This is a genomic window from Zhenhengia sp. (assembly GCF_046966505.1).
Taxonomy (GTDB): Bacteria; Bacillota; Clostridia; order Lachnospirales; family Cellulosilyticaceae; genus Zhenhengia; species Zhenhengia yiwuensis.
Window position 1 is genome coordinate 290446 of record NZ_JBKVCH010000004.1, and the last position, 19030, is coordinate 309475.

At 34.9% G+C, this 19030-nt stretch carries 17 protein-coding genes and 1 tRNA gene; 4 read left to right on the forward strand and 14 right to left on the reverse strand.

What is annotated here, in order from left to right:
- Positions 1–7: 7 nt before the first annotated feature.
- Positions 8–2320 carry a single-stranded-DNA-specific exonuclease RecJ gene (recJ, locus tag ACLTBU_RS06985; RefSeq protein ID WP_412218354.1) on the reverse strand — a complete coding sequence of 771 codons (2313 nt, stop codon included), beginning with the start codon at positions 2318–2320 and terminating at the stop codon, positions 8–10.
- 136 nt (positions 2321–2456) lie between these two features.
- On the opposite strand from recJ, the gene ACLTBU_RS06990 reads away from it, so the two are divergent.
- The gene (locus ACLTBU_RS06990) at positions 2457–2819 is read left to right on the forward strand and encodes a CvfD/Ygs/GSP13 family RNA-binding post-transcriptional regulator (RefSeq protein ID WP_177668849.1); all 363 of its coding nucleotides are present in this window, start codon (positions 2457–2459) and stop codon (positions 2817–2819) included.
- A 305-nt stretch (positions 2820–3124) separates the two neighbouring features.
- Here ACLTBU_RS06990 and ACLTBU_RS06995 read toward each other — a convergent pair whose 3' ends face one another.
- The 3 genes from ACLTBU_RS06995 to ACLTBU_RS07005 all read right to left on the reverse strand — a co-directional run bounded on the left by ACLTBU_RS06995 (position 3125) and on the right by ACLTBU_RS07005 (position 4646).
- The gene (locus tag ACLTBU_RS06995) at positions 3125–3304 is read right to left on the reverse strand and encodes a hypothetical protein (protein WP_412218355.1); all 180 of its coding nucleotides are present in this window, start codon (positions 3302–3304) and stop codon (positions 3125–3127) included.
- Positions 3305–3387: 83 nt separating this feature from the next.
- Entirely contained in the window at positions 3388–3996 is a 609-nt protein-coding gene (locus ACLTBU_RS07000) for a hypothetical protein (protein WP_412218357.1), read from the reverse strand.
- A 95-nt stretch (positions 3997–4091) separates the two neighbouring features.
- Complete coding sequence (locus tag ACLTBU_RS07005) at positions 4092–4646, reverse strand: TIGR01440 family protein (RefSeq protein ID WP_412218359.1); 555 nt, start codon at positions 4644–4646, stop codon at positions 4092–4094.
- Between the two features lie 432 nt (positions 4647–5078).
- Between ACLTBU_RS07005 and ACLTBU_RS07010 the strand changes: the two genes are divergently transcribed.
- Positions 5079–7175, forward strand: a complete 2097-nt coding sequence (locus tag ACLTBU_RS07010) for an ATP-binding protein (protein ID WP_412218361.1) — start codon at positions 5079–5081, stop codon at positions 7173–7175.
- Positions 7176–7429: 254 nt separating this feature from the next.
- Here ACLTBU_RS07010 and ACLTBU_RS07015 read toward each other — a convergent pair.
- The 6 genes from ACLTBU_RS07015 to ACLTBU_RS07040 all read right to left on the reverse strand — a co-directional run bounded on the left by ACLTBU_RS07015 (position 7430) and on the right by ACLTBU_RS07040 (position 12225).
- Positions 7430–7502: transfer RNA gene (locus ACLTBU_RS07015), tRNA-Lys, on the reverse strand.
- Between the two features lie 320 nt (positions 7503–7822).
- Complete coding sequence (gene secF / locus ACLTBU_RS07020) at positions 7823–8761, reverse strand: protein translocase subunit SecF (protein ID WP_412218363.1); 939 nt, start codon at positions 8759–8761, stop codon at positions 7823–7825.
- A gap of 2 nt (positions 8762–8763) precedes the next feature.
- Positions 8764–10032: a protein translocase subunit SecD gene (secD, locus tag ACLTBU_RS07025; protein WP_412218364.1), complete on the reverse strand. Its 1269-nt coding sequence runs from the start codon at positions 10030–10032 to the stop codon at positions 8764–8766.
- Positions 10033–10114: 82 nt separating this feature from the next.
- Entirely contained in the window at positions 10115–11470 is a 1356-nt protein-coding gene (gene scfB, locus ACLTBU_RS07030; RefSeq protein ID WP_177668860.1) for a thioether cross-link-forming SCIFF peptide maturase, read from the reverse strand.
- Between the two features lie 104 nt (positions 11471–11574).
- On the reverse strand, positions 11575–11712 hold the full coding sequence (scfA, locus tag ACLTBU_RS07035; RefSeq protein ID WP_053986115.1) for a six-cysteine ranthipeptide SCIFF: 138 nt from the start codon (positions 11710–11712) through the stop codon (positions 11575–11577).
- Positions 11713–11820: 108 nt separating this feature from the next.
- Positions 11821–12225 (reverse strand): TIGR04086 family membrane protein, encoded by a 405-nt coding sequence (locus ACLTBU_RS07040; RefSeq protein WP_177668862.1) that lies wholly within the window; start codon positions 12223–12225, stop codon positions 11821–11823.
- A gap of 96 nt (positions 12226–12321) precedes the next feature.
- Here ACLTBU_RS07040 and ACLTBU_RS07045 point away from each other — a divergent pair, with 96 nt between their 5' ends.
- Positions 12322–13155 carry a PHP domain-containing protein gene (locus ACLTBU_RS07045; RefSeq protein WP_412218366.1) on the forward strand — a complete coding sequence of 278 codons (834 nt, stop codon included), beginning with the start codon at positions 12322–12324 and terminating at the stop codon, positions 13153–13155.
- A gap of 75 nt (positions 13156–13230) precedes the next feature.
- On the opposite strand, the gene ACLTBU_RS07050 is transcribed toward ACLTBU_RS07045, so the two are convergent.
- From ACLTBU_RS07050 to ACLTBU_RS07065, 4 genes are all read right to left on the reverse strand, one after another.
- Positions 13231–13875, reverse strand: a complete 645-nt coding sequence (locus ACLTBU_RS07050; protein ID WP_249332326.1) for a hypothetical protein — start codon at positions 13873–13875, stop codon at positions 13231–13233.
- Between the two features lie 165 nt (positions 13876–14040).
- Positions 14041–15072, reverse strand: coding sequence for a M42 family metallopeptidase (locus ACLTBU_RS07055; protein ID WP_249332327.1), 1032 nt, complete (start codon positions 15070–15072; stop codon positions 14041–14043).
- Positions 15073–15133: 61 nt separating this feature from the next.
- Positions 15134–15997 carry a PHP domain-containing protein gene (locus ACLTBU_RS07060; RefSeq protein ID WP_412218369.1) on the reverse strand — a complete coding sequence of 288 codons (864 nt, stop codon included), beginning with the start codon at positions 15995–15997 and terminating at the stop codon, positions 15134–15136.
- Positions 15975–17369 carry a PTS transporter subunit EIIC gene (locus ACLTBU_RS07065; protein ID WP_320651078.1) on the reverse strand — a complete coding sequence of 465 codons (1395 nt, stop codon included), beginning with the start codon at positions 17367–17369 and terminating at the stop codon, positions 15975–15977. Before ACLTBU_RS07065 ends, ACLTBU_RS07060 begins: the two co-directional genes overlap by 23 nt.
- Positions 17370–17542: 173 nt before the next feature.
- Between ACLTBU_RS07065 and ACLTBU_RS07070 the strand changes: the two genes are divergently transcribed.
- On the forward strand, positions 17543–18730 hold the full coding sequence (locus ACLTBU_RS07070; protein WP_412218371.1) for a pyridoxal phosphate-dependent aminotransferase: 1188 nt from the start codon (positions 17543–17545) through the stop codon (positions 18728–18730).
- Positions 18731–19030 lie beyond the last annotated feature (300 nt).

Below are 19030 nucleotides of genomic sequence, written 5' to 3' on the forward strand. Positions count from 1 at the left end.
CTCCTGATTACTTCTTTTTCATACTTTGTGCAAATTCTTGCAAACTCATGTACCGCTTAGAATGCTCTAGTTTGGTTTTATTACCTGTTAATAATCTATATACAACTCTTTCTTCTATGAGCTCATAACTTAATAGCTCTAGTTCTGTAAAAACATCTAGTATTTGTAGTAATTTATACTCCGTCATTTCATAACTTGTAAACATTTGTACTAATTTGTGTAAGTAAATGTCTCCTAGATTATGCTTTAAATACTTATAGACAATTTTACAATCAGTATAACTTGGTACCATCTTAGATATTTGTAATTTGTGCTGTTCTAATGAAGTACTTAGACACCTATATGGCCCTAGAGTTGTAAAATCCCATTCGTAACAAAGCATATCCTTCCTGGCTTTCTTGTTTGGCATTACACAAATCATCGGTTCCTCTTCTAAAGACCAACAATCATTATAACACACTTTTCCTAAGATAGTAATATTTTTTTTATACTTACTATAGTGTTTAATCGCTTCTTTAAAACTATGCTCTGTATAAACTCCAATAGGTGGTATAACAGGCTCTTTTTCCTTAATAAGTTGTAACTCTGAAGGTATCTGTGGTACTTTACATGCTTTATAAAGAGATAAATAATACTTACTCTTTAATATACTTTCTTCACTTGAAATAATATCCTTAATACGCAGCTGTACAGATGTTTTATTATTCCATACATTCTTAGTGACTTCACATGCTACAATAACCTCTTCGCCTTCTGTGAGGCAATCAGCCAAATAGCCTTTATCAAATCCTATACAATGTAATACAGTATGATTTTTTTGAAGTGCAACTTTTAAATGCTTATCCCCACCAATTTTCTGAGCATATTGTATAAAACCTCTTACTGCGAAAGTAGGCGTTGGATTACATACCCCAAAAGGTTCCATTTTATCTAGCTCATCGCATACCTTAAGCGAAATACTGTCAGCTGGAAGCTCTAAATCAATATCTAAGGAGGGGGTAAGGAGCTCTTCATTTAAAAGTTCCTTACCATAGGCATTAAGTTCTTTTCTAAAAGGTTCAAGTTCTGCTTCCTCTAATGAAAGCCCTGCTGCCATTTCATGACCACCAAATCTTATCATATGCTCCTTCACATGATTTAAAGCCTCAAAAATATTAAACCCTTCTACACTTCGTGCAGAACCAGAGTAAATACCATCTTCTAAAGTTAAAATAATCGTAGGCTTATAATACTTACTTAAAATACGTGAAGCTACAATCCCAATAACACCATGGTGCCACTCTTTACCAGCTACAATAATAATATCTTCATTTTTCACATCTACATACTGCTCAATATAAGCTTCCGCTTCCTTTAAAATAGCCATTTCCATATCTTGACGCTTGCGGTTTTCATTCTCTAAGGCTTCTGCAATAGTCTTAGCTACTTTTTCATCTTTCGTTGTAAGAAGCTCAACTCCTATCTTAGCATCACTAATACGTCCTGCTGCATTAATACGTGGCCCAAGCTGATAACCAATTAAGTTAGATGTAATTTTAAGTTCACCATTTCGTACCGTATTTAATAAGGCTCTAAGCCCTGGATGCACGGTATCTTTCATTCTTTCAAACCCAAAATAAGTGATAATACGATTCTCATCTCTAAGCGGTACCACATCAGCAATAGTCCCAAGTGCCACAATATCTAGATACTTCCATATCTTCTCTACTGCATTTTGAGCTATAGCTAAAGCATGTATAAGTTTAAAAGTTACACCTACACCAGCTAAACTATCGAAAGGATATGTAGTATCAGGCCTTTTAGGATTGATGACGCAAAATGCCTTAGGTAGGCTCTCCTGACATTCATGATGGTCTGTAATAATAATGTCCATACCTATTGTATTTCCAAAATCCACTTCTTCATTAGCTGCAATCCCCGTATCTACTGTAATCATTAAAGAACTATATTCCTTAATCAGTTCTATGGCACCTTTATTAAGACCATAGCCTTCTTCCGTACGGTTTGGAATATAATAAGATACTTTATAACCTTGTTCCTTTAGAAACATATATAAAATAGAAGTACTTGTTACACCATCTACATCATAGTCTCCATAGATTACAATATGTTCCTCGAAAGCCTTTGCTTGCTGTATACGTTTTACAGCTTTATCCATATCATTTAATAAATAAGGCGAATGTAACTGCTCCTTGGAAGGTGTTAAAAAACGCTCTATTTCTTCATGATCTTTTATCCCGCGTCTATATAAAATTTTCTCTATAATATTTCCTTCTGTACTATCTATCTGGCTATGCCATTTATATTTACTTGGTAGCAATCATTGTTCACCCTCTCTCATTCATAAGGTTATTATAACATATTTTTTCTCCGTCTTTATTTATTTTTATATCTATACAATGGTTTTATTCTTATGATATAATTTATACGTTATTTACTATATTAGGAGTGTTATCATGACTGAAAAATTTCAAGTAGGACAAATTATTGAAGGTACAGTAACAGGTGTTAAAGCGTTTGGAGCATTCGTTTCATTAGACGAGAAAACTCAAGGACTCGTGCACATTTCACATATCACTCATGGCTTTCTAGAAAATATTGCTGACGCAGTTAAAGTGGGAGACACTGTGAAAGTAAAGATTTTATCTATTGACCCAGAGACAGGTAAGATCTCTCTTTCAATGAAAAATGCAAAGCCAGCACCACAAAGAGCGCCTAAAAAAGAAGCGCCACCAGCAGACTTTGAAACTTTAATGAAGGGCTTCCTAAAAGATTCAACTGATCGTCAAACAGACATTAACAAAAGACTTAATCGCTAAGAGCTTCTATAAAAGGCAGGTACATAGTACCTGTCTTTTTGCATGTCTAATATTTCATTTATATTATAAATTTGACTAAATCATAAACTTAATGTACGATTTGTGAACTATTTTAAACTTTCATCGAGAGCCCTTGCTAAGGCTAGAATTGAGTGCTATCATTAAATCATCCAAAAGCTAATACTCATTAGCTTATTCATCTCCCCTTTATTTTGAATATATAGCACTAAGCCCCATAAGCATCTGCTTATGGGGCTTTTTTACTTTCCTTTATTTTCTTCCGCACCTAACTAGAAACATAATGCCTATGCCTGTACATACTGCAAATAGAGCAATAAGAAGTAATTTCCTCCCACAGTCCTTGCAAGTTGCCATTGTACTATCCATTTAATAAGTACATCTGATAGCAATGTAATAATCATCCCCCAGACCCCTACTATAGTTAAAATAGCCGAGCCTATTAGTTTACTTTTTTTCTGCATCATTTCTCTCTCCCTTCTTATACTTTTATATTAGCATATTTTTTAGAAAATAATTTATTTATACAAAAAAAGACTTAGAGTTTCCTCTAAGCCTTTATCTTATAAGTTATTTCATCTTCTTTTATAAAGCTTTCTTGCCCCTCTTCAACAAAGCCCTTAAGCCATGCTTCTATTAAGGCATAATAGTTCCTTACATTCCCGCCTGCTTCATCCCAGTATTGCTCATGTACACATACCCTTCTTTGCCATACAATTTGGTTATCATCTTGCTCTACTACTACTTCTGCATGATCACATGGCATACCATTTAATAATGTATCTTGAATCACCTTAAATAACTGCATCGCATTTAAGCCTTTTTCTAATGTCTTTCTTTTTTCTACACCTTGTTTATAGAAAATATCTTTAAGCTCTTCTAATTGCATCCCTTCTTGTTTTAATAACTCAGTGATGCAATAAGCTAATTTATATTCAACTCTTGAAACCTGTATCTGTAGCCATCCATGAATATTACTTTCATCAATTACTTCTTCTAAGCTTCTTCTTTCAGTTAATCCATATTTTTCGTTACATATTTCTTCTAAAGAAAGAGAATATTTTTCTTTCCCAAATGCGATTACTTGATCTACTAGTGACTGCTGATGTTGTATTTTATTATATAACCAATAGTGAATAGGTCCTAAAAAAGCACTCATTGTCATCCTCCTTACTTCTTTTATGTCTTTAGTATACGCTAAATCCAATTTTTATGAGGTTGCCATGGCTACAAAATACTTTTTTCTATAATCCTCTAAAGAATATTTTCATCATACAAAGCACGAGAACCGCCAATAAATTTAGGTCGAGTACGTGCAGCTAATAAGATTGCATTTCCTATGTGATCTACACTTAGTCGAATAGGTACAGCAACTTTCTTAAGGTGCATTCCAATAAGAGTCCCTCCAATATCTAACCCTGCATCTGCACAGATTTCCTCGACAGCAATAGGATTTTTAAACGTATGGTAAGCTGTTGTTGCAAAAGAACCACCTGCCTTTGGCTGAGGTACTACATTCACCCTCTCAGCAAAAGGTACAGCTTCACGCTCTACAATAACTGCTCTATTAAGATGCTCGTAGCACTGAGCTGCAAGATAAACTTGTTCTTTAGAGAAGACTTCATAAAGTCCGTTAAAAACAGCTTGAGCAATTTGAGGACTAGAGTGTGTTCCAATATGTTCCCCCCCTACCTCACTAGAAGAACAGCCAATAATAACAATTTGACCTGGCTGAAGCTTGGCTTTTTCACATAACTCTTTAGCTGCTATTTTAGCTTCTCTATAGATATTTTCTAATAAATCCTTCATAATTTTTAATCTCCTTAATCGCCTTATTATGTTTTATAGTTTATATTATAGAATGACTTTATAATCTTTCAACAGGATTATAAAGTAAACTCCCTCATAGCTATGCTACTAGAGATACTCATTTCTACTTGTCTCCCACATTGAATACAAACTACAGATTCCTCATCAATACTCTTACCACGCTACGTACACGATTTTAAGTAGCATTCTCCCTTCCCTTCTCCCCATCTTATAACCTTCACGCTTACAATTAGTCTAATGAAGCCTATTCATACATTTATTTATCTTTGTAAAATCTCCCCCAAACAAATAGCTTTTATATCTACTCAACCAACTTACAAAAAGAAATATAATTCACAAAAAAATATTAATTTTTTACAAATTGTAGTATGATAATAGTGAAACTATTAATTGCAAGGAGTGTGGTTCATTATGAGCGAAAAACTACTAGACTATTTAAGCGAAGGAATTGTTATTTTTAATGACGATTATAAAATTCAGTTTTGTAATTATAGTCTATTAAAACAATTAAAATATAGTAAAGACGAGCTCTATAATGAACATCTCCAAAAAATAATATCTGGGCCAATTGACATGATCATTAGTGAAAAGGAAGTACTCACAGGGCAAACTATTGATATTCTATTAAGTGGTTACCAACTCCCCCCTATTCAAGTATCAGGTAAGTTATTTAGAGATAAATGGTGTGGTCAAGAAAGCTCTTGGTTAGTAATCCAGGAAGATACACAAACTAAATATAACACTAAGGAATTAGAATTAATTATAGAAAATATGCCCTATGCTGTGTGGATAGCCGATGAAGATGACAATTATAAATACAGTAATGCTAATACACTTACAATGGTTAATCAGCTTAGCTCCACACATAGGTTCTCTACTACAAATGAACTCTTACAACAGCATCCAAATAATGTATATAAAGATACCTTAGATAAAAATATATTCAAAGATGATCAAAGCGTACTTAGAAAAAATATTATGATTAATGAAGAACGAATTATAAGAAATGAAGATGGTAATTTACAGTATCAACTCATAAAAATCCCAATATTTAATGATCAGCAACTTTATCAAGGCTATATAGGCATTAGTCAATATAGTATTTTAAAACAAAATATAGATATCACTAAAGTCATAGAAAATAGTGATCCAGATTACATCGTAGATAACCAAATGCTCTACAGTCAATTAGTGAAGTCCTTAGACTTTAGTGCAAGAGCCGCTAACCTCTTTCAAGGAAATAGTATTATTATATTAAAATTCAATAATATTACCCATCAAGTAGAAGAAATTTGTAGGCTACAAAAAGATGGCAAAGAATTTCCTCCGATACATTCTCTAAATATTAATGGCGATACACTATTGGAGTTACTACGTGAAAATGTAGAGTGGTCATTAGCAGATTTTGAACAGCGTGTGCACTGTAGTATACAAAAAGATTTAAAAACTCTAGAGTGCAACTATATACGAATTAATCCTATTGAATATAATAGTGAATTTATGGGCGCGATTTTTACTACCTATACATCTAAACTCCAATATCCTCTTATGGAATGCTGTATCATTGATAAACTCTGCCAACATATAGCTATTATTTTCAAGAGTCTAGAATACGCATTAGAGTTAAGAAAAGAGTCCTTTATTAGAAAAGAAATAGAAGCTGAAAAAACAGCTTATAAAGAGGCCTTACAGCTAGAGACACTCAAGACAGAATTCTTAGCGAATATGTCCCACGAGTTAAAAACACCACTCAATATTATGTATAGTATGATACAAATGTTAGAACTAGAATTAAAAGACATAGCTAAGAATGGCCAGATAGATATGGATATTACAAAAATTGATAGATATAGAAACATTGCGAAACAAAATGTATTTAGATTACTAAGGCTCATTGACAATATTACCGATATATCTAAAATTGGGGCTGGTTACTACGAAGCTAAATTAATCAATTGCGATATTGTAAGGCTTATAGAAGATATTACTATGTCAGTCATTGAATATGTTAAAAACAAAGACCTTTCTATTACTTTTGATACTGAAGTAGAAGAGCTCATTATGGCTTGTGACCCAGAAAAAATGGAACGAATTATACTCAATTTACTTTCTAATGCAGTGAAATATACAAATAAAGGTGATTCCATAGAACTTAATTTAAATATAATAGATGATAGGTTGATAATCCTAGTAAAAGATACTGGAATCGGTATACCAAAAGAAAAACACGCCATGATCTTTGAACGCTTTGCCCAAGTTGATAGTTCTTTTTCAAGAAAGCAAGAAGGGTCGGGTATTGGATTAGCACTGGTAAAATGCTTAGTAGAATTACAACAAGGAACAATCTGCGTAGAAAGTGAAGAAGGAAAGGGTTCTACTTTTATTGTAAGCCTTCCTATTACTCAAGCAGAAGAAAAACAGATTGTACATGAAAAAGATTGGATTGAAAAAGAAGAACAATTGATTTATAAATGTAGAATTGAATTCTCGGATATTTATGATTTGTAAATTTTAAATTTAACTTTAACTTGAATAACACTTAAAGGATTAAAAAGCATCTGCTCGTAAGCAAGATGCTTTTTTTAATTAACTTAATGATTTCACCTCATTTTTCACTCATTTTTCGCCCCTTTTTCACTCACCTACTTTTGTGAAACCTGGTGAAAAACGTGAGTAAAAGTGAACTAAATCGCAATAATTTACCCCTAGTAAACAAGGCTAAAACCTTTGATACTAGGGGCTTTTCTGGTATTATCAATTAATGAACCGTCTGGGACTCGAACCCAGGACCCTCAGATTAAGAGTCTGATGCTCTACCAACTAAGCTAACGATCCAGATGACACAACTTTGTGTACTTGCTTATTATATAATATGTATTCCAAATTGTAAATACTTTATTATTATTTTTTTCTATAATTTTAATAAATCATACACTCTACCTATTCCTTGTAGGTGCTTTTTACCTTAATTATAGCTCTTCCACCTCTAGTTCCCTGATTGACCAAGTACATTCATAAGCTCATAGTCAGTGTATTGATGCTGTTATAGCTGCCAGCTTTATAGAGGATGAACATGAGATTATAAAAAGAAAACCCCTTTATGACAAAAAGGACTGCCACCAAATTCTCTTCGTGTCAGTCCTTTTATCAACTCTTTATTTAGCAGTAGCCTTTTTGCCTACTTTGTTTTTGTTATGTTTTCTTTGGAACTTTCTCATTTCATACCATAATGGACTGGCAATGAAAATTGATGAGTAAGTACCTGCGATAATCCCCACTACAAGTGGGAAAGCAAATTCTTTTACTGAAGATACTCCTAAGAAGTAAAGAAGCACTACCATTACAAGTGTTGTAATAGATGTATTAATTGAACGTGTTACAGTTTGTCCTACGCTTATATCAATAACTTCTTCATCACTTCCTTTCATTCTACCTTTATTCTCACGAATACGATCGAAAATAATAATAGTATCATTAATAGAATATCCAATGATTGTAAGCATTGCTGCAATAAATGAATTGTTAAGTGGAATTCTAAATAATGCATAAACACCTAACATAATAAGTACGTTGTGAAGAAGTGCCAGTACAGCACTTGCACCAAATTTAAAGTCTTTGAAACGAATTGAAATATAAATTAACATAAGGATTGCACCAAGTAATACAGCCTGAATAGCTTTCATTTTAAACTCTCCACTGATTGTTGGTGCAAAGTTAGAATCTGTTGAAAGAATATCTTTTTTCTCACCTGTTAAATTATATTTTTCAGCTAGTGCCTCATATAATTGTGTTCTTTGTTCCGATGTTGTTGGTTTCATTGTAATAACAAGCTCTGTTGTCCCTGTTACTTTTTGCAGCCTTGGTGAAGCATCTGGAATGACTTCATTAATAATTGGTAAAATATCAGTTTGTGGATTCACATCTTGTCCAAGGTCAATCTGCATAACAGAACCACCTTTGAACTCAATATCATAATTAAGCATACCATTGCCACGCATAGCGTTAAACGGCATTGCAAGCAATCCTACTAAAATAAGAACTGAAGAAAGAATGAAAAAGATTTTTCTATTTTCAATTACGCGTAAGTTTTTCATTTTTATGCTCTCCCTTCTTCAGTATGTTTTTTTGCTCCATATAACACTGGCTTATCAATACCCATTTCTACTAAAAGTTTGAGTAAAATCCTTGTTACAACAAGTGCTGTAAACATAGATACGACAATACCGATAGCAAGTGTTGTTGCAAAGCTTTTGATAACTCCACTGCCCAGTGTATAAAGTACTCCTGCTGCAATGAGTGTTGTTACGTTACCATCTAAAATAGCACTGAACGCTTTATTAAATCCAGCATCAATCGCTGAACGTACACTTCTACCTACTGCAAGTTCTTCTTTAATACGTGTAAAGATAATAACATTAGCATCAACAGCCATACCAATTGACAAGATAATACCTGCAATACCTGGTAATGTAAGTGTTGCACTTGTTAAGCTTAATACGATAAGAAGAAGTGCTACATAGATTACAAGTGCAATATCTGATGCCATACCACTAAATCTGTAAAGAGCAACCATAAAGATTAAGATAAAGATAAAACCGATTACACCTGCTTTAATACTTGTATCTAATGCATCCATACCAAGCTTAGCTCCTACACCTTTAGACGAAATGGCATTAAGTGCAAATGGAAGTGACCCTGCCTCAATACGTTCGGCTAATTGTTTAGCCTCATCTGTTGTAAAGCTGCCTGAAATCATACCTTCTCCATTTGAAATATGATCTGAAATGCTCGCTTGGCTAATAACTTGGTCATCTAATTTAATAAAAATAGGTTTGCCTATATTATTCTTTGTAAACTCTGAGAAAATTTTAGTGCCCTCTGCATCCATTTTAATAGACACAGCTGGTTCTTGTGCACCTAAGTTGTTTGGTACTACAACTGGGGTAGCTTTTTCTACATTTTTACCTGTTAAAATTTCATTACCTTCTTGGTCGAAGAATTTAAGCATAGCTGCTGCACCAATACTGTCAATTGCCGCTTGAGCATCCTCTACACCTGGAATATCTACACGAATACGATTTGTGCCTTCTTTAGCGGCATCAGCCTCCGTATAACCTTCTTTATCTAGTCTCGTACGGATCATCTGAATAGCTGCCTCCATATCCTCTTCAGTTGGATTCTCAATTGCTGCTTCATAAACAATATTTACCCCGCCTTGAAGGTCAAGTCCTAGTCTGATATTTTCAATACCAAATAAGTTGTTTTCCCCAACTCCGAAGTAAGCAAGATATGAAAGACCTGCAGCAACCACTAACATTAGTACAAAAAGTACAATACTTTTGGGTTTCTGATTGCCTTTTTTCATTCCTTTTTCCTCCTTAGTGCTCTAAAACTCATTAAGTTGATTATATAATTTCTACTATTTATAGTCAAACCCTTTACAGGAATTATTCACTTAATGCAGCTTTTAATCCAATTGCACACTCAAGGCGTTTTCTTTGCATATCACAACCATTTTCATAAACAGAGTTAATATCTCCATTAAAGTTGTAAGAGTTAGCAGCACATCCACCACTACAGAAGAATTTAGCCCAACAGCTTGTACACTCATCTTTGCTGTATACATTACACTTCTCGAATTTCTTACGTTGTTCGATGTTTTCTACACCTTTCCATACGTCACCCATTTTAAATTCTGGCATACCTACGAATTGGTGACATGGATAAAGTTCACCTGTTGGAGTTGCTGCAAGGTATTCTGAACCTGCTCCACATCCTGCAAGACGTTTGTGTACACAAGGACCACCTGTTAAATCAACCATAAAGTGGAAGAAGTTAAAGCATCCATTTTCTTCTTTATGACGTCTAAGCATTTCTTTTGCAAGACGTTCATATTCCTCGCAAATTACTTTAATATCATCCGCTTGAAGCGCATAATCCATTTCCTTTGGTGCAACTACTGGTTCTGCTGATACCTCTGCAAAGCCTTGGTCTGCCATATGAAGTACATCGCTTGCAAAGTCTGTATTGTGGTGTGTAAATGTACCACGAATGTAATATTGTTTGTTACCACGTTTTTCTACAAGTTTTTTGAACTTAGGAAGGATGATATCATAGCTTCCTTTACCATTTACAGTTGGACGCATATGGTCATTAACTTCTGGACGACCATCTAAGCTTAGTACAACGTTATACATATGTTCATTTAAGTAATCAATAATTTCATCATTTAAAAGAACACCATTTGTTGTCATTGTAAATCTAAAGTTTTTGCCTGTTTCTTTTTCAACACTTCTTGCATAATCTACTACACCTTTTACAACTTCAAAGTTCATAAGAGGCTCTCCACCAAAGAAGTCTACTTCAATATTTTTACGATGTGCTGAATTTTTTGCTAGGAAATCAATAGCTGCTTTCCCTACCTCTAATGACATCATACCACGATCACCATGGTACTCACCTTCACCTGCAAAGCAATATTTACATTTAAGATTACAGTCATGTGCTACATGGAGACAAAGCGCTTTAACAACGGGTTCTCTATTTAAGAAAGCTGGCACTAAATCTTTGTATGTATCTTCTGTATCAAGCATACCTTCAGCTTTAAGTGTAAGAAGTTCTTCTACTGCTTCTTCTAACTCCTCTTTAGCATATTTGCCTTCATATTTAGCAAGTACTTCTGCTTTTGGAAGTGCAATAACATCCTCTACAATTTCGTAAGCAATGTCATCAATGATATGGATTGCACCACTATGTACATCCATTAAAATATTATTATCTTCGAACTGAAACTTATGGATCATAATTTTTTCCTTTCTATGTATAGGAGATTTAACTACTTAAGGTTTAAAGGGCCGTGCATAAATTAAGCTTCCAACCGAAGTTGAAAGCTTAATGATGGTCAAACTTATTTTTCACAAGCTTGGTTACCTACAGTACAAGATGTTTTACAAGCTGATTGACATGATGTTTGACATTCACCACAACCACCTTTAGCCGCACTGTTTTTTAAGTTTTTAGTGTTAAGTGTTTTTACGTGTTTCATTGCATTTCCCTCCTCGCTATAAACCTTGCTTATTATACCATATCTTGAGATATTTGAAAACATAACTAATAATTATTTCTAATTAAAGGATTAGCCCTATTTAAAAATTTACTTCGCATTAGCTACAGAGAACATACCTGCAAGTACACTGCTTACAACCGTTAAGATTATTAAAGTAATGAGATAGCCTATATTCATTCCTTGTACACCACCTGTTACAAGAGCTAAGATAACGAAGATAACAAGATAACTTATGCCACCTATTAATCCCCATTTATAACCTTGTTTACCTTCCTGCTTAGCAGTATCATAGCCTACTAAGGCAGCTGAAGCAATGGTACCAATAAGGATAATCCACTTTTCAAAGTTTGGTCCAAGATTGGTATATGTAATCATAAGCGTTGCAAAAATAATAAAAATAGCAGTTAATGCATACGCAGCAAGATTAGATTTAACAAGTGTCACAGCAAGTTCCCCGATGTTTACGTTCATTTTCTTTTTATGTCTGCTCATCTTACTCCTCCCCCTTTATAAATGTTCTTTTATATTTTACGTCCAATGCATGAGAAGTATGCTAAAATAATAGAGTATTTTACCAAAGGAGGTTGTATGATGAAACTTATAGACTTACATGTCCATTCCAATAAATCAGATGGTACACTTACACCGAGTGAGGTTGCCAAATTAGCTCATTCAGCTGGTCTTAGTGCTATTGCCCTTACAGACCATGATACAGTTGCAGGTGTAGCTGAATGCATGGAAGCAGGCCAAGCCTTAGGCATTGAGGTTATACCAGGCATTGAACTTTCTGCAGATTTTCATGGTAAGGAAGTCCACATTCTTGGTCTTAACTTAGATCTTACGAATCCTACACTTCATGCTACTCTAAAAAGTTTTGTAGAAGCTAGGGAAGCCCGTAATAAAAAGATGCTTCAAAAATTGCAAGAACTGGGCTTTGACATTACTGAGGCTGACCTTGGTAAACCTGAAGAATTAAGCATCATTGCTAGACCTCACTTTGCTCGTGCATTAATGAACAAAGGCTATGTTAAAACCCTTGATGAAGCCTTTGAAAAGTATATTACACCTGGTAAGCCTGCGTATGTTAAAAAGGCTGCACCTGACTATAAGGTATGTATTGATTTAATCCATGCAGTTGGTGGCAAGGCTATCTTAGCTCATCCTTATATTTATAAATTTACTAATCGCAATCCTTTCCCTCTTATTGAAGAGTTAGCTTACAACGGACTTGATGGTGTAGAAGTTATTTATCCAAAGCACTATGATCCTGAAGTACACAGACTTACACAATACTGCAAAGGCCATCATCTCATCATGACTGGTGGTAGTGATTTCCACGGTGATAACAAACCAGATATTCGAATAGGCTGTGGCTTTGGCCGTACTGAGGTACCTTATACCCTCTTAGAAGAACTTAAATAAATCATATAAATACAAAAAAGGTGAAAGTCTTATATAGACCTTCACCTTTTTATATTCATTTACTATTTGTTCTATTTACTTAGCTGGTGTTTCAGCTGGTTCTACAGGTTCAATAACTTCTACAAATTCAAAGTGAGTCACTTTGCCTGTTTGAAGACTTACAGATACAAGTAAAACATCGTCACCATTTTTAAATTTTAAACCTGAGTATTGCTTGTTGCTCATACCTTTTTCAATGCCTTCAAATATAAGTGAATCTGGATTAGCTACAAGATTTTTTTCTTTAATAAACTTCATAGCAATTTCTTGTTGCTGCTCTACTGTTAAATCCTGTGGCTTAGCTTCACTATATGTGACGACAATAGCACCTGTTAACTCATTCGTTTCAGGATTTAAACTCGCACCATATGAAGCAATTTGTCCCTCTTGTGGCTTGCTTTCCATTGTTGCTTTAATAACATTATTGCGATATAAATAGGATTCTGTCGGTACATCTACAAGTACATAACTTTCAAATCCTTCTAATTTACGTTCTACACCATCATTTACATCGACATCAAAGTAATTTTTCATAGCATCTTTTGTAATCTCATGTAAAGTCTCTACTTTGGCTGGGTCTTCAATTGGTACGGATTTCATCTGCTCTGGTCCCATACTACATCCTGTTAAAAAAGCGCCTAATAAACCCATAATACCAATACAACTAAATAATTTTCTCATCGTGTCCTCCCACTAACTCTTGTTTTGCTAACTTATTATAGCATGTCTATTTAAGGTTTTATAGGCAGTATACTTGCCTATTATGTAATTTCAATAAATTTTATAGAATTTCCTGGGCAATAAAATAAACTGCACCCTTATTAAAATAGTGCAGTTTACTGATCTTTATTGTGTAATATAAGCAAAGAGAAGCTTAATTGTATTTTCTAAGCCTTCGTAATGTGTACGTTCCATACCATGTGAAGCATGTACACCTGGTCCAATAAGGGCCCCACGGATATTGTTTCCACCTCTTAAAGCAGCTCCAACATCTGATCCATACATTGGGTAAATGTCTACTACATAGCGTAAGTCATTTTCTTTAGCAAGCTCAATAAGTTTTGATGTCATTTGATAGTCATAAGGACCACCTGAATCTTTAGCGCAAATAGAAACATCTTGTTCGCTGCAGCTTAAATCCTCTCCAATACATCCCATGTCTACAGCAATCATCTCTGTAATATCTTCTGGGATATAAGAAGAACCATGACCTACTTCTTCATATACTGAAATGAAGATTTTAACTGTATAAGATGGTGTTACTTGTTCGCGAGATAAGGCTTCAAGTAAGCCCATAAGCCCAGCTACACTTCCTTTATCATCAATAAAGCGTGATTTAATATAACCACTTTCTGTAATAGTTGTTTTTGGCTCAATAAAGATATAGTCTCCATTAGCAATGCCAAGGTCCTCTACATCTTGTTTACATTTAACGACTTCATCAATACGCACTTCCATGTTATTTGCATTTCTTGCTTTTGAACTTGCATCTTCATAGACATGAGCAGCTGGACTTGTGCTTAAGAAAGTCCCTGTATAAATTTTACCTGAGCGTGTACGAATTTTACAGTATTCCCCATCTAAAGTTGCTGCAATTGGTCCCCCTACAAGTGTGAATTTAAGTGTCCCACTACCTGTAATACTTCTTACCATAGCCCCTAATGTATCTACGTGAGCTGATAATCCAATTACTTTCTCATCACTTTTACCTGGTACTGTAATAATACCGCAGCCTTTACGTGTTGTTTCAAACGCGTACCCAAAACGCTCTGCATATTTTCTTATTTCATCCATAATTTCAAAGCAAAAACCACTTGGACTATGATGCTCTAATAGCGCTTTTGCTGTTTCGAGTACAAACTCTTTATTAATTTTCATCTCACAACTGCCTCCTCTTTTGTTTAAAAAATTAGTCTTATTATATCACTTTTTAGAATCTTTATCTATTTTTTTGATAGATGAGATGTTTCATTTCTTCATAGACAAACTGAGGCAAGGTCTCTCCAAACAAAGGTGTCCCCTTTTTATTATACAGGCCATGATAATCTGAGCCGCCTGTAATAAGTAAATCCCTACTCTGGCATATGCCAAGCAACTCCTGCCGTACATCTAATCCATTTGAAGGATGATAAAGTTCTACCCCATCTAGGGCCGTCTGACCAATCAATTCATGATATAACCCTTCATTTTTCTTTTTAATTTTACCAGGATGGGCTAAAACTACTTGCCCTCCATTTCTCTTAATCAACTTTGCCACTTCTTCAAATGACAGATAGTCATAGTCATCTGGCATATAATAAGGTGCATTACTTCCAAAATAAGTAGGTATAAGGTTCATAACATCCTCTTCTTTAATATAACCATACTTAGCTAACACACCTAAAAATTTAGCTCTATAAAGAGGTCCACCCTGTCCTGCCTCTATAAAGGATTGTTCATCAATCTCAATGCCATTTGCCTGCATAAGCTTAATCTGCTTTAAGTTCTTTTGCCACTCTTCCCCTAATACACTCTTTGAGTAATTTATAAGCTCCTGCGATAAATGGTCTATGCCATAACCTAATACATGAAACTTAAGTCCTTCTTCTTTAGCTGTTAGTTCTATCCCTGTAATAATATCTATACCATACTGAGTACTTAACTGAACCTCCTCAGGTATGCCTAATACTGTATCATGGTCAGTAAGGGCAATAGCCCCTACCGACCTTTTAGCTGCTTGCTCAAAAATCTCCTTAAGCGTGCTGCTTCCATCAGAATAAACACTGTGGAAGTGAAGGTCGCTACTTAAGATGGAGGACTTCATTGAGCACCTGATTCTCTTCTGTCTGTGAATCATCTTCACCCATGTCTTCCCACTTCGTAAAGTAAGTAAGTACAAAACCACCTGCATAAGCTAGAACTGTACCAATTAAATAGTGAATCATCATTTCCTGTGGGATAAGAAGGGTAAGTGGAAGTCCAGAAAGACCAATTCCAATAGAAGCTACTTTCATAACTGAAACGTAAGCACCGCCTACTATAGAGCCAATACATGCAGTAATAAAAGGTTTACCAAGTGGTAAGGTAACACCAAACATAAGTGGTTCACCAATACCCATAAGGCCTATAGGTAGTGCACCTTGAAGAACTTTTTTAAGTTTCTTATTCTTTGTTTTTAAGTAAATAGCAATACCAGCCCCTACTTGACCAGCTCCAGCCATAGCAAGAATTGGACGTAATAGGTCAACGCCTGTTGTATCAATCAGGCTGACTTCAATTGGTGTAAGCGCTCTATGAAGGCCTGTCATAACAAGAGGCAAAAAGGTACCTGAAAGCAGTGCTCCAATCAATATACCACCTTTATCAATAAGGTACGTTACACCAATACCTAGCCATTCAGATAGGAAAGCACCTAATGGATGGATAATAAACAAGCTACCAAATCCTATGACGAGTAGGACTATAGTAGGTGTTAAGATTAAATCGATAACACCTGGCATAACTTTTCTTAACCATTTCTCTAGCATCGCACCTAATGCACAGGCAATGAGTACAGCAATAATACCACCTTCACCTGGTACAAGCTCGTTGCCGCCTATAGTAATCTTAGCTAAGCCATCTGCCATCAAAATACCTGATATAGCACACCCTAGCGCTGGACTTCCTCCAAAAGCTTTAAATACATTCATACCTACCATAATATTCATATAAGTAAAAATACCCTTGCCAATAACACTAAGCATGTTATACATGTTTTTGTCAATAAGTTCTACATTATAAAGAATCTTAGAAGCTCCATAAATAATACCACAGCCAATAAAAGCTGGAATAAGTGGTATAAATACGTTGGCAAGTTTCCTTAAAAAGTTTTTAAATGGTGTATTATTTTTCTTTTTCAGTTCTGCTTTTCTATCAAGCACTTCATCTACTACATCCACAGATTTACCTGTTAGCTTACCAAAAGCACTTGAAACTTTAGGTGCATTACCAGGTCCTAAAATAATTTGTATTTGTCCTCCTTGTTCTACACATCCAAGTACACCATCAATAGCCCTAATCTTTGCTTGATCTGCTAATGCTTTGTCTTTTAATGTCACTCTAAGTCTTGTTGCACAGTGTGATACGCCTACTACGTTGTCTACTCCCCCTAGCTGTTCTAAAATACTTTGACTCATTACTTCAAACTTATTAGCCATAGCTCCCTCCCCTTATTATTAAATAGAATATACCCCATTACTAAATATATGTACCGACCTGTAAGTTTACTTCTATAAATGCAAAATTTGTCTTAAATTCAATTTTGATTTATTATTAAAATTATTGTATTATAATGAGTATATTTCATAATTTACAAAGGGAGTGACAAGAAATGATTTCAAATAAAATGCAAACCTTAGTTGCTAATAGCTCTACCATTCGCGCTATGTTTGAAGAAGGTAAGAGACTTGCAGCTATCCATGGGGCTGAAAATGTATATGATTACAGTTTGGGTAACCCCAACGTATTACCTCCAGATACAATCAAAAAAGCCATTATGGAAATTCTTGATTCAGAAAATTCAAATGTCATTCATGGCTATATGAATAATTCTGGCTATGAAGATGTTCGCACAGAAATTGCTAACTTTATTAATAAGAAGCAGAGTCTTAAACTAGATGCTTCTAGTATCGTTATGACTTGTGGTGCTGCTGGCGGACTCAACATTATTTTAAAAGCATTACTTAATCCTGAAGATGAAGTCATTGTATTTGCACCATTCTTTGGAGAATACCGTAACTATGTAAGTAACTTTGACGGTAAATTAGTTGTTGTTCCTGCTGATACTACTCACTTTGAACCTAATATAGCAGCCCTTAAGGAAGCTCTTACATCACGTACAAAAGCCGTCATCATCAACTCCCCAAATAATCCAACAGGTGTGATTTACTCTGAAGAAGCTATTAAACACTTAGCCGCTACTCTTGAAGAAGCAGAGAAAGCCTTTGGCACATCTATCTATCTGATTTCAGATGAGCCTTACCGCGAAATCGTATATGATGGTGCTGTTGTACCTTACATACTTCATTACTACAAAAACAGCTTTATTGGCTATTCTTACAGCAAATCACTTTCACTTCCAGGCGAACGTATTGGTTATATCGTAGCACATCCTGAAATGGACGATTTTAATGATATGATGGCAGCTCTTAATGTGGCTAACCGTATATTAGGCTTTGTAAATGCTCCATCTCTCTTCCAAAGAGTTATTGCTAAATGCTTAGAAAGTGAAGTAGACGTTTCTATTTATAAACGTAACCGTGACTTACTTTATAATCACCTTGTAAGCCTTGGCTTTGAATGTATCAAACCAGAAGGAGCTTTCTACCTCTTCCCTAAAACACCAATTGCAGATGATAAAGCTTTCTGTGAAGCAGCAAAAGCTTTTAATCTACTTCTTGTACCAGGTTCTTCCTTTGGTTGTCCAGGCTATATGCGTCTTTCTTACTGTATCAGCTATGAACAAATCCAGCGTTCTTTACCTGCATTCACTCAACTAGCTGAGGCCTATATCAAATAATAGTCCTCTCACTTAGGAGCAAACTTTATATTCGAACAGGCTTATTTCTTAGGTGTTATAAGCCTGTATATTTTTAATCCACACCTAGCTCAATCCCCCCTGAGCGTTTCAGTCCTTTAACGAATGGCAATCTCCAATGTAAGCATTACACTGAAAACATTGTAAAAAAACTACCCCCTATGCCTAATAGCATTACTAAAATTTACACAAAAAAACACCTTATCTAATAAGATAAGGTGTTTATGTATGCCCAGAGCCGGAATCGAACCAGCGACACGAGGATTTTCAGTCCTCTGCTCT